Annotated in this window: 8 protein-coding genes; 3 read left to right on the forward strand and 5 right to left on the reverse strand. The window is 58.9% G+C overall.

Going from position 1 to position 12,380, the window contains the following annotated elements; genetic code table 11:
- Window positions 1-70 precede the first annotated feature (70 nt).
- Complete coding sequence (locus tag AC0J41_RS20660; protein ID WP_473013478.1) at window positions 71-4,606, forward strand: dermonecrotic toxin domain-containing protein; 4,536 nt, start codon at window positions 71-73, stop codon at window positions 4,604-4,606.
- 31 nt (window positions 4,607-4,637) lie between these two features.
- On the opposite strand, the gene AC0J41_RS20665 is transcribed toward AC0J41_RS20660, so the two are convergent.
- The 5 genes from AC0J41_RS20665 to AC0J41_RS20685 form a co-directional block, all read right to left on the reverse strand.
- Window positions 4,638-5,132 carry a CS1 type fimbrial major subunit gene (locus AC0J41_RS20665; protein WP_473013479.1) on the reverse strand — a complete coding sequence of 165 codons (495 nt, stop codon included), beginning with the start codon at window positions 5,130-5,132 and terminating at the stop codon, window positions 4,638-4,640.
- A 60-nt stretch (window positions 5,133-5,192) separates the two neighbouring features.
- Window positions 5,193-5,936, reverse strand: coding sequence for a molecular chaperone (locus tag AC0J41_RS20670; protein WP_473013480.1), 744 nt, complete (start codon window positions 5,934-5,936; stop codon window positions 5,193-5,195).
- 59 nt (window positions 5,937-5,995) lie between these two features.
- Entirely contained in the window at window positions 5,996-7,264 is a 1,269-nt protein-coding gene (locus AC0J41_RS20675) for a hypothetical protein (protein WP_473013481.1), read from the reverse strand.
- A gap of 35 nt (window positions 7,265-7,299) precedes the next feature.
- A complete protein-coding gene (locus tag AC0J41_RS20680) occupies window positions 7,300-9,822 on the reverse strand; it encodes a CS1-pili formation C-terminal domain-containing protein (RefSeq protein ID WP_473013482.1) in 2,523 nt (840 codons plus the stop codon).
- Between the two features lie 110 nt (window positions 9,823-9,932).
- Entirely contained in the window at window positions 9,933-10,412 is a 480-nt protein-coding gene (locus AC0J41_RS20685; RefSeq protein WP_473013483.1) for a CS1 type fimbrial major subunit, read from the reverse strand.
- Window positions 10,413-10,928: 516 nt separating this feature from the next.
- Here AC0J41_RS20685 and AC0J41_RS20690 point away from each other — a divergent pair.
- Together AC0J41_RS20690 and AC0J41_RS20695 are read left to right on the forward strand one after the other, a co-directional pair.
- Entirely contained in the window at window positions 10,929-11,504 is a 576-nt protein-coding gene (locus AC0J41_RS20690) for a PadR family transcriptional regulator (protein ID WP_025112429.1), read from the forward strand.
- Window positions 11,501-12,289 (forward strand): siderophore-interacting protein, encoded by a 789-nt coding sequence (locus AC0J41_RS20695; protein ID WP_473013484.1) that lies wholly within the window; start codon window positions 11,501-11,503, stop codon window positions 12,287-12,289. The genes AC0J41_RS20690 and AC0J41_RS20695 overlap by 4 nt, the downstream gene beginning before the upstream one ends.
- Window positions 12,290-12,380: the final 91 nt, after the last annotated feature.

The following is a 12,380-nucleotide window of genomic DNA, read 5'->3' on the forward strand; positions in this document are numbered from 1 at the left end:
CTTGCGGGCCATCCGACAACGCATGAAAGAAACGATTACGGGGCCAGCAATTCCTGAAACAACAGACGACGTGTCATCGACACCAGCCCCACAGTCAGAGGCCATCAGGACCCTGGAACAGCGCCTGAAGAAAGCCATCGGACTGAACTGGACGGCGCAGAACGATATCGACCGCGCACTTGAGCAATTGCAGGACGTCTATAGCTTCGCCAGACCGCTGCTGCAACAGGCATTGAAGAGCCGTTTTGGCGTCGAGGACGATGTCGAACAGACCTGCTTGCGTTTGTATTCACCCGTGAAAACCGCGTGGTGGGTGCACGACTTTTCAGGCGGGACGAACAGCCGAACGGTTTCTCTGCTCGATGCGGCCTTGCACAACTTTGCCCGAGACGAGCAGTTTTCCCAGGACAGCGAGTTCATTACTCGCCCCGACGCCCGCGAGCATTTTCAGGTCAAGCGTATCAAGCACAAGATGAGTATCGAGCAGTTCAAATCCCTGTGTCGGGAACTGGACATCGGCGCGCAATACCTGGCGCACCTCAACAATTATTTGCGCTCGCCCAACCCGGTGGCCGCCAATATTCTGCGTCACAAGGTGACGCTCAGCGACAAGGCTGCGCTCAACGTGGCGGCGCACATTGCCCGGCTACACAACGACATCGACCAGAGTGCCTACGACGTTGTGCTGGGCATGTTCAACAAACGCGGGCCATTGAAATGGAACGGGCAATCGGTCGGCTACTACAACCTGTCGATCATGGACACCCAACTGAGCGGCATCGTGCTGATCGCCCCTGAAGCCGCTAACGCCTCCAGTGCGGTTCCGGTGCTTGCCTACGTCCCCCATGATCCGCAGCACCCGCTCAAACAGTACTCCTCGTCGCTCCAGTTCATGGAGGAGCTGACCCGCCAGTTACGCGATAAAACCTCACCTGGAAACTACCAGCGGTTCTTCAGCCAGTTCGTGCCCCATCAGCAGCGCGGCATGTTCTTTTCCAGGCTGAACGAACGCATGAGCCAGGTGAAATGGCAACCGGCGCCCCCGGGTTCCAACATGCCCAGCTGGCGTGAAACGCCGGTAGACCGTCCCTATCTGCAGTTTCGCGCATCGAACATCAAGAGCGACAGAAGCACCGTTTACCAAAACGACTTGTGGGCCTACCTGCACGAACAGAAACTCAACCAGATACTCAACGACGCACAGCAAATCGCAATCTCCACCGCCTACGTCGACCGCATGGCCCGCTGGGCCTGGTGGGACAATCTGCAGAAAATGCTGGCGGATATTTTCAATGTCGCGCTACTGGTGGCGATTCCGCTCGTGCCAGGCCTCGGCCCCTTGATGATGGCGTACACCGCTTACCAACTGACCGATGAAGTGGTCGAAGGCATTGTCGATCTGGCAGAAGGACACTTTGCCGAAGCCTTGGAGCAAACCCTCAATGTGCTGCAAAGCGTGGTCCAGTTGGGCGCGTTTGCGGCGGCGGGTGCCATTGGAAGCATCGCGCGGGCGAAGCTCTCGTCATTTTATGAAGGTTTGAAACCGGTGCAATCGGCCAACGGCCAGAGCCGTTTGTGGCATCCGGATCTTACCCCCTACCATCAGCCAGACCTTGCCTTGCCGACAAACGCCAGACCTGATGCACAGGGTATTCACCTGCTTGAGGGCAAGCAGGTGCTGCGCCTGCAAGGTCAGCAGTTCGAAGTAAAGCAAGACTCGGCCACCGGCCAATACCGCATCCGCCACCCGCAACGATCCGAGGCCTACGCGCCCACCTTGCGTCACAACAGTCACGGCGCGTGGGTCATTGAAACGGAAAACCCGCGCGAGTGGGCTGGCTCGATCCTGATGCGTCGCCTCGGGCCCGTTGCCGACGCCTATAGCGACGAGCAACTGGAATTGCTACGCCAGGTCTGTGGCACTGACGAGGGCGCGTTGCGCCGCATGCATGTGGACAACACTGCGCCCCCGCCTCTGCTCATCGATACCCTGCAACGCCTGGGCAATGCGCCCGATGCGACGCTGCCTCCAACAAGCTCACCTGCCACCGACGAGGTTCTGCAAGTGTGCCCGCAATTGACGTCCGTGCTCGCTGACAGAGTCGTCGCTCACGCCACACCGCTGGAACTGCAGCAGCTCACCTTGCACCGGCGGGTACCATTACGCCTGAAAACCACGGCCCGCGAGCTGCAATTCGAACTGCAATCGGTCAGGGCTGCTCAAGGGTTGCAGCAGACTCGCCTGAGCAACATTGACAGCGAACGACTGATCCTCGGCGCCCTGCGGCAAAACACCGATGCGTTTGGTGATTTGCGCATCGAAATCCGCGAGGCCGCCTTCGATGGAGAACTGCGCAGCAGTGCCGGTAGCGACACGGCCACCCGGATTCGTGTACTGGTGCACGAAAGCCAGGACCATTACCGGGTGCGCGATGGCGCGAACCAGCCGATCCATGAAGCGTGCGGCCTGTATGAGGCGATCCTGCATGCCACAGACCATCAGGGGCGCAGTGTGTTGGGCTATCGACCGAGCGATGCCGACCAGTTTCAGCAATGGGTGATCGCCAAGACCACCACGCCGAGTGAACGCCGTGCAGTGCTCAGGCAGCCACCTGTGCGCCCGGTGGTACCTTTCGAAACCCAACAGATATTGAATGGCCCGCGCCTGAGCAGATACGCGGTCACCCTGCATGAGCGGATCGAGGACGTGTATCCGCACTTCAGCCGCCTCGAAATCGATACCTTCGCCAATGCCCTGACCGAACAGGGCGAGCCCATCCGCGCCATCGAAACACTTGCGAACGAGCTCGACGAATATCGTCAGATCGTGCATCGCTGGCGCTATCAACAGCCGGACAGTTGGGGCCCTGACAGTCAGAACTTTCGCGATGGCGGTGGCTTGCACATCTTCGAGCGCCTGCTCGACTGTATCGAACGCAAGAACGCGGAGCTGGGGCAACGTAGCGATCCCTCCACCTATGCCCTGGATCTATCCAGAGAGCTGCTCCCCCTGGATCTGCAAACCTGGTGGTCCAAGCGCCCGGCCATGAAAAAACTGTTTGATAAAGTCACCGTATTGAAGCTCGACAACACGCGCTTCTCCGCTGACTTGAACGGCCTGCTCAAGGACTTTCCAAATGTGCTGGAACTCAGTGTCAAACATTGCGAATTAACGCAATTGCCCCGACACATCGCTACCACAATGCACCGGCTCGAACGCCTGCGACTGAGCGACAACCACGTAGTGCTCGATTCGGCAGCGGTCAAACAGTTGCGCGACCTGACGTACCTGGAAGTCCTGAGACTGGAAAACAACCCGTTGACGCTGCCACCTGACATTTCGCGCATGCCGCGGTTGAAGGTCCTCGTCCTGAAAAACACCGGGCTGCAGACCTGGCCCGACGGCACGCTGGCCAGGACCCGACCACGCGGTTTTCTTCTCGATCTGCGGAACAACCCGATCAACCGGATTCCCGAGGTCAACGAGGGCTCGCCAGCGCAGTGGCTGGTCGCTCGGACGCGGCTGGATGTCGGCACGCTGTCAGAGACCGACCAGATTCAATACCAGGCCTATCGCCGTTCGGTGGGGCTGCCAGCAGAACCGGTCTTTGCGCCCGAGGAGGAAAACAGGGCCATCGTCTCAAACTACGGTGACGACTTCTGGAGCGATGTACCGGGCTGGGGCGTTGATCGGGAAACACCTTGGTCAGAGCTGGTGGAGGAGCCCGCAGCCCAGCCGTTCATGCAAGTGTTATTGGGGGTACGCGAGTATTCCGATTACCGCGCCGGCGGCGCCATCAAGGATCAGTTGATGCAGCGGGTCTGGCGCATGCTCGATGCCGTGCACACCGATACGCGCCTGCGGGAAAAACTCTTCACCATGGCGTCGGCACCGGTGGATTGTGCCGACGCCGGCGCGCAGATGTTCAACAGCATGGGTATCAACGTTCTGGCCAGCGAGGTCTACCTCTACAACACCGATACCACGCAAATCGAGAAGCAACTGGTCACCCTCGCCAAAGGTGCGGCGCGCCTGGATCTGGTCAACGAAGTGGCGCGTGCGGATGTCCAGTCCCGCGGTGGCAACCCCGATGAGGTGGAAGTCTATCTGGCCTATCAGACTGGCCTGGCGCAACGCCTGAGCCTTCCATGGCAGTCACAGACCATGCTCTACCGGCGAGTCGCCGGTGTCAGTGATGCCATGATCGATCAGGCCTTCACCACCGTGCAGGCGCTGAGCGAAGGCGATGGTCTGGTCAACCGGATGCTGGACCAGGACTTCTGGAAGGAGTTTATGGAACAGACCTGGCCGGTACGCCTGCAGAGCAACAAACGCCTCTACCTGGATAAATATGAACGCCTGGAAACCCTGCGCGAGGTTCAGCGTGAATGGGCAACCCGCTCACTCGACGATGTCCAGCGTGCTCAACTGCACAGCCGACTCGGGCAGCTGATGAACGAATTACCCGTCCCGGCCACGGTGGTCTTCGCCGATGAGGCGATCAGCGACAGCACGTTTGACCGTTTGCTGACCGACCTGTGGGATGAAGAAAAAGAACTGGCTCGACGCCTGACCCGTGCAGCCCTGCTCGAGGCCGGTCAGTAATCACGAAACGACAACATCACGCTGTCGCGTCTCAGGGCGCGGCGGCCGTGAAGATCAGTTGAACATTGCCGTAGTACTGACCTGGCTTGTAACCGCCGACCGGCGCCTTCGGCTGGATTTCCAAAGGGAAGCGGCCTCCGGTCATTGCCTGGGCCGCACTCACCACTACCTGCGACTGCGGGGCATGGCTCAACTCCTTGCCATTGAAGCTGACACGCAGATAAATGTTCTGCTCGTCGCGACCATTGGACAGGTAGGGCTCGGACTCCAGTCGCGCTTCAATGGCACTGGTGTCGTGCTTGACGTCGAAATTCTTGCGCAGCCCGCCCAGCGTCCTGGTGTGGGTATCCCACACTAACGTCTGCTGCAGATGTATCCAGTTCATCTCGGCGGGTATCACGTAAAACCCCAGAGTCGGGATATCCAGCGATACCTCGAACACGCGTTCTTCGCGCGCGGCAAACGCCTGGGCACTTGCCAGCACAACGACGCCCGCCCACAGGGCGATGGCCGATTGCTTGATCATGTCAGTTACCTTGTTGCGTCAGGAAACCGCGAGCCACCGCAATAGCCCGCCCCGGCGGTGTTATTGGCTGGCGATGCGCAGCGCTTTTTTCGACGCGCCCTCGACCAGGTTGAAGCGGTATTCGCGACCGGACTTTTTCTCGAATTCGAAGGTTTTACCCGCCAGGACATGGTGCTTGGTGACTGGCTCACACTCGGTCTCGTTTTTCAGCGAGCAATTACGAAACTCATCGATCAGCACCACGGTATTGCCGTTGTTGCGCAGCCGGTAAACACCGGGACTGTCATCGATCGCAGTGTCGAACCGGGCGTTTTTCGGACGCACGAAGAACACCGTGCCAAACCCGGTCATCACATTGACCCCGGCCGAGAGATTTTGCTTGTAGACGTCCCGTTCTTCAGCCGAGACGGCGAACTCGTCTTCCTTCTCCGGCACCACCGGGATGAAACGCACGCGAAAGTAACGCTCGGTGTCACGTTCGCCCATCATCAACAGACGTGTGCCCTGCATGCCTTTGGCCGGCACGATCAGCCGTGCCGGGCTGGCCATCAAGCCGTCACGACCGCTGCCATCGGTCTGCGTTTTCACCGCCACCTCCTGGTGGCCGCCATCGGCGTCGTAGACGATTTCAAGGATGTTGACCTTGACGAACGCCGTGCTGTCGCCGCTGTTGAACACACGTTTGAGGTATGTACTCTTGTCGCCATCCAGATAGTCGTAAACCGTTCCGACGTTGATCTGCGGCCCGGCCTGAATGACCAGAGAAAAACCGCTCAACCCCACCAGTGCCCACAGACGTTTCATACCCTTGAACCTCATCACATTGAACACAGCACAAACACGCACCATCGATACGCGGGCCATCAGACTTCCGAATCCCAGATCACTGTGATATTTCCTGAAAAACGCCCCCCTTCACCGGACTTGACGATTTCATTGACCCAGAACGGCGACATTTCGAAGTGCAGGATTCCGGGCGCGCGGTCGAGATAAGCCCCGGGTTGGAACTTCATGCTTTCCTCCCCGTAGTTCACCCGAAGCGGGCGCCGCTGAACCGGTCGCCCGGCAAAATCGGTCAAGCCATTGGGCAGGCTGACACTGACCTGTACTACCGCCGTGCGCTGGGAAACGGGGTCGCGAATCAAGCAGTTGAACATCTGAAGAAACTCGCATTCCAGCTGCATCTTGAAACGCGACGACACCGAAATATGGAAGGGCTGATCGCGGAACAGCCGCTCCGGTTTGCGCCCTGCGTGCAGCCAGCCTTGCCAGCCACCGGCAGGCACCAGTGCAATTTTCTCGCCGCCGGGCGGGATGTCGACCTTGAGCGTGTGCTGAACATCCAGCACAAAATTCAGGGTCAGGTCCGGGTCGCTCGGCAGCATCACATCCCCCATGTCAAAGTCGCCTCCGGGACCAATGCGATAACTCAAATCCCCGGTATAGAGCCCGGATGACATTTTCAACGGATTGGGGGTTTTCAGTTCATACGAAACATCCAGATCGTCATACTTCATGGCCGGGATGGGAAAACTGGCCGTCTTGACGCAAGTTCCTTGCACTGGCGTCTTCCAGAAGAATTGGTAGTAGTCGTGCGAAAACACTCCGACACCACTGTAGGTGCAGGGGGGCGCCGAATTTACCCAACTGCTACCCGCCCCCCCCCATAAAGCGCGATGCCCCTCGAGGGCCGTCGGCGCCCCAGTCAGGTTGGCTGCGGTATCGCTCAGGATGTAGCGCGAGCCGAAGCCGGCAATGCGTACCTCGACGGTTTCCGTTTCTCCGGTTTCCCGATGGGTCACCGTCAACGGACGCCACAGAGAAGGAACCCTGAACATTGCACTGTTGCGTGGCGACGCATTGGGCTGCATGGGGCTCGCCGAATCGAACCGGATGGGCAGACGGATACTGAAGGTTTCGTTGTCCCGGCACTCGCTCGGCTGGTCTGCACAATAGCCACTGACCGGGGTCTTGTTGATGAACATGTTACGTTGCGGATTGGCCGAGTCGGGGGTGAACAACGCCCGGATCTCCTGATTCACAGCCTGCGCGCAAGGCGCGGCAATGACCGCCAGCATCCCCAGCCAGCGACTGCGACGCAGCAGACTGGAGCAGGTCAAAGTCAGATTCATGATCACACTCTCTAGAACATCGGGCCTGGCACGGTTCAACCGGCCGAGCTCCGGTTGGACGTGGCATCCGCCAGGGTGTCCGGCGAACACCGCAGATCACCGATCATCAGCACACTGTTTTCACGACGGTACTGATCGATATCGAGGCGGAACTGGCACAGCAACTGGTCGGCATACCGGACTTCCAGCGTTGGCGAGCCGGCGTTCATTTCCATCGAGAAAAAGCCATCGACTTCGCTGACCCCGCGGCTGGCATGGTTGATCACGTGATGTCCCTTGAGCGGCCGGCCTTGCGGGTCGAGCAGTCGACCGAGCACGGTAAGGGTCTTCATGACCCGCACCTTGCGATACTCCACACCGCCCTTGTTCAGGTGATAGCGGGTTCGCGCCGGTTCGATGCTGGCTGCGGGCACGTCGTTGCCTTCGAAATCGAAACTCACCGAACTGTTTTTGTAGGCCGTGAGCGCGATGAAATTGCGCCCGGGGCGCAACGCCGCACTGCCGCCGCTGAGGTCATCGGCACGCAGCGCAATGCCATCGATGTCCGACTCGACGTCAACGATCATTCCCGCACCGCGACCCTGATGCTGGCTGGTCAACACCATGTGCTGGCCGCCGATCACCAGGGTGCTGTCGAGGTTCAAGCCACCGGTGAAGTTGTCGTTGAACGATGAGCGCTGAAGGAATCCGTCACCGTTGACCACATCAGTGCGAAAGTTCGCCAGGCTCGACAGGCCCACACCATAGGTGTCGGTGAGCGCGGTCACCGAGACGCTTTGCAACACGTGGTCCTGCAAGTCCTGGCGAAAGCCCAGTGAGCCATTGTTGTCACGACGGCCATCGCGGGCCGTGCGGCTACCGATGCTGCCGGATATCTGCTGCCCCGGGCGGCCCAGCGCCAGGTTGATACTCAGGTCGACTCCGCGATTGCGTGCCTCGCTACTGCTGTAACTGCCCGGACGGTCGAACAGCGACAACCGCCAGTTGGCATCATTGCCAAACACCACCGTGCGTTGCGTCCAGCCGAGGTCAACGCCTACCCCTTCGACGTTGCCCTCGCTGTGCGACACCCTGCCATTGAGCGAACTCTGGCGGCTGATCCGGTGGTTCAGCGCCAGCGAAGAATTGCTGGTCTGCCCGGTAAACACATTGCGTTGGCGCACGCGGGTGCCATCAGGCAGCGTGTCGTAGGTGTTGGTCGTGTCGAGCCAACTGCGGTTGTGACTGACCACCAGACTGCCGGCGCCATAGTTGTATAACCCCTGGAAGTCGGCGCCGGTGCCATGGTCTTCGGTCTGATACAAGTTGGCGTAAAGGCTGGTGCGCTCGCCAAGGCTCCAGTCGATCGAACTGCCGTACTGCAGCTTTTCGCGCACTTGGCGCGCCGAAAGGCCGAGGATCACCCGCGGGTGCAGCAGGTAGTTGAGCGCCGCACCGGCCGTGGCATCACCACTGCTTTGCTGCTCCCAGTTGCTGAGCAGTTTGCTTTCCTGACCGGCGAACAGGTTATAGCGCCAGCGTTCGTCGTGGTTGCGCCAATTGTTGGGTTTGTAGATCAACTCTTGGGTGGTCGAGGTGGTCTGGCCGTCTTCGATCAGACGCACTTCCACTTCGTAGATGCCACCGGGCAACGCTCGTGTATCGAGCGTCTGCAACCCCGCCGGCACTGCCTGGGTGTTAATCAGCAGCCCATCCCGGTAGATCTCCACCGAGGCCTGGCGATTGGCGGTGACATACACCGGATAAACGCTGGGTTTCGGGCTGTCGATGGCCAGACTGTCGGAGCTTCCGTACATCAGCCCCACCGCCGTATCCGGGCTGTTGCCGAAGGCTCGGGGTTCACGCATCAGGCCCTCGGAGTTGGGGGTGAAGTAGCCCAGACGAAAAAAATTGCCCTCCATTTCGCGCTGGGTATAGAGCTCATGTACTGCGTGATAAGTCTTGTCATCCGGGCTGCCCAGTCGCGACAGCTGCAGGTTCAAGCTCTGGCTCCAGTTGCCCAGACTGCCGCTGGCCTCCAGGCCGAATCGACCACCCAGGTCCTGCTCCTGACCACCGTTGAGGTTGAGTTGGTTGCGCACGATCAAGCCACGGCTACCCCCAGGCGGCTGATCGTGAAAACGCTTGGCCCCAATCTCACGCTCGGCATTTTCGGTCACGATCGACAGCAACGAGTTTTCCAGGTTGTAGTGAACCGCCAGCATCTGCGCAGGGCACTGAGCCGTGCAGGCTCCCAGGCTCACACCGGGCTTGAGAACGTCTGCCCAGGTCTCGCGCTCGCTGGCATCGAAGCGGCTTTCGCTGGTATCGGTGAATTCGAGCAAGGTCACCCGGTCATCGCGCGACAACACGATCATGGCCTCGCCGAGAGGTTGTTGGTCGAGTTCCACTCGTACCGCCAGCGGAACATCAAAAAAATGCTCTTCAAACTCTGCCGGCAGGCCTTTGGCCTGAGCGAGCAAACTTCGTGGCGTATTATCAATAGAAGAGGTTGCCGCAAATGCACTGCTACATAACAACAGCGCAAGCGCTGTCGCGATGGGCGTCATCGGGAACATGAACTAATACTCTGATTACCAAGAAATCAACGCTCGGCCGACAAACCGGAAAGTTTGCCGACCGGGAACGCCACTTGAGACAAGTAAACGTTTTCCGTCATCTGTATTACTTAGACGGAAGGTTCCACAACCATCGTGACAACACCGGTGTATTCACCCGCGTCAGGCTTTTGGGTGGTGACGGCACTGATCTTGAACGGCGCACGATAGCGCGTGTTGGAATCAGTGGCGTTAACCACTTCTTGCGACGTGGTGGTCAACGTCTTGCCATTGAGTTCAACCTTCAAATCAATGGTCTTGTTGCCGGCAATCAGCTTGGGCACACCTTCCAGTCGTGCATGAACCTTGCCCGCCGTGTGCAGCACGTCAAAGTGACCATCGATGGTACGCATGGAGTCTGTGCCCGGGTTGTAGCTCATGTCCTGGTCTTTGTTGACCAGGTCGTAGTCAACCGGTACCGCGTAGAATTCATCGGAAGAAACAGTAGCGACCAGACTGATGGAGTGTCTGGCATCAGTGGCGGCGAAAGCCATCGAAGCACTCAGTGCCAGAGCAGCCACAGGAGCAGCAAACGCGATTTTCTTGAACATCTTTCAGTACCTGTTATTTAAAATAATCGAAGGAGAGTCAAAAGTTATTGATGAGCAAAACCGTCACGAGCAGTTATTGACCCAACTGAACTTTCAACGCCGAAAGATGATCAAGCAATTCCCTTTGAAAGTAAGCAGGCAAGTTCCGACAAGCGTGTAGCCCAGTGACCTCTAACCAAGAGAGAAAAAACCACGAAAACCATAAAAGTTTCAGTCCTGCTGTAAGAGACAGGCTACAACGCGCCAGCAATCTGTCTGAACGCGCCAACTTTCACAGCAACTTCCGTAAGACACATACCACACCCTGCCGATAATAAAGGCCGACGCCGACTATTAGAGAGTTAGCACTAAACTGCGCCTTTGCCGGGCGATTTAATACCGCTTTTTTTTGATCGTTTGCCGTAATCAGCGCCCGATATTTCGATTGAAGGACGACAACCGTCGGTCAGGAGGCCTTGCAGACACCTAAAGATATATCTTAAGTTGTATCTAAATACGACGAGAGAGAAAGCAAAAATGAGAGACCATCATTCCCCCCACCGCGAGCACGGTGACGGCCGCGACGGCTTCGAGAAGCGCCCCGGACGCGAACGCGGCGGTCGCGGCCCACGGGTGTTCGCCCCCGGCGACCTGAAATTGCTGCTGCTGGCACTGATTGCCGAACAGCCGTGCCATGGCTATGACCTGATCCGCCAGATCGAAGGCATGTTCGACGGTGCCTACAGCCCCAGCCCCGGCGTGATCTACCCGACCCTGACCTTTCTGGAAGAAAGCGACTTGATCAGCGGCGACGCCGATGCCGGCAAAAAGCGCTACAGCGTGACCGATGCCGGTCGTTTGTCTTTAAGCGAACAAGCGATCGCACTGGACGGCGTGCGCATGCGCATCGAGGTCAGCAAACGCTCGCTGCGTGGCCACGATCGGCCGCCGGAAATCCACGAAGCCGTACACAACCTGCGCCACGCGTTGCAGATGCACCACGGGCGCTGGAGTCCCGAAGAAATTCTGCGCGTGCGTGATCTGCTCAACGACACCGCCAAAGCCATTGTCGACGGTCCCGCCGTTCAATTTGCTCCGGAGAAAGCCGAATGACTGCAGTCGATACCCAAACCATTCACCGCGTCATGCACGAAATCAAACGCCGCAAGCTTGAGGTGTTGCGCGTGGTCAACCTGACCCCGCGCATGCGCCGCATCACCCTCGGCGGGCCAGAACTGGCCGGGTTCATCAGCCTGGGCACGGACGATCACGTCAAGTTGCTGTTCCCGCAGAACGCCGAACAAACCGCCGCGCTGGAGACACTGGTGCTTGGCGCCGGCAAAAGTGACGTGCCGCTGCCCGAGATGCGCGACTACACCCCGCGCCGTTACGACCTGGAAACGCTCGAACTGGACATCGACTTCGTCCTGCACGGCGACGGCCCTGCCTCGACCTGGGCCGAACAGGCCCGACCTGGGCAATTGCTACACATCGGCGGGCCGCGTGGCTCGATGATCGTGCCGGATATCTTCGACAGCTACCTGCTGATCGGCGACGAAACCGCCCTGCCTGCCATCGCCCGTCGCCTCGAAGGCCTGGCGGCCAATCGCAAGGCGCTGGTGGTGATCGAGGTGGAGAACGGTGCCGAGCAACAGGCGCTGCAAAGTGCGGCGCAGGTCAATGTGATCTGGGTGCTGCGTGAAGGTGGCAAGGACAACCTGCTGACCACCGTCAAACAGCTGCAAGTGCCCAAGGGCAATCTGTATGCGTGGGTAGCGACCGAGACCAAGGTCTCGCGGCAGATTCGCCGGGTATTGATTGATGAGCATGGGCTGGACGAGCAGCTCATCAAGGCCGTCGGCTACTGGCGTGCCGAAGGTACTCCCGAAGAGGAATGAGATGCCTCCCTGTGGGGCGGGCTTGCTCGCGAATGCGGTGGTTCATTCAAAAATGATGTTGACTGACCCGACGCTTTCGCGAGCAAGCCCG

The organism is Pseudomonas sp. Arb-4-2C (genome assembly GCF_055755015.1).

What these genes read in the sequence shown, in the direction of transcription:
- AC0J41_RS20665 (WP_473013479.1), bottom strand. Translation starts at nt 5,132, where the DNA reads ATGATCAAGCAATCGGCCATCGCCCTGTGGGCGGGCGTCGTTGTGCTG.
- AC0J41_RS20690 (WP_025112429.1), top strand. Translation starts at nt 10,929, where the DNA reads ATGAGAGACCATCATTCCCCCCACCGCGAGCACGGTGACGGCCGCGAC.
- AC0J41_RS20675 (WP_473013481.1), bottom strand. Translation starts at nt 7,264, where the DNA reads ATGAATCTGACTTTGACCTGCTCCAGTCTGCTGCGTCGCAGTCGCTGG.
- AC0J41_RS20695 (WP_473013484.1), top strand. Translation starts at nt 11,501, where the DNA reads ATGACTGCAGTCGATACCCAAACCATTCACCGCGTCATGCACGAAATC.
- AC0J41_RS20680 (WP_473013482.1), bottom strand. Translation starts at nt 9,822, where the DNA reads ATGTTCCCGATGACGCCCATCGCGACAGCGCTTGCGCTGTTGTTATGT.
- AC0J41_RS20685 (WP_473013483.1), bottom strand. Translation starts at nt 10,412, where the DNA reads ATGTTCAAGAAAATCGCGTTTGCTGCTCCTGTGGCTGCTCTGGCACTG.
- AC0J41_RS20670 (WP_473013480.1), bottom strand. Translation starts at nt 5,936, where the DNA reads ATGAAACGTCTGTGGGCACTGGTGGGGTTGAGCGGTTTTTCTCTGGTC.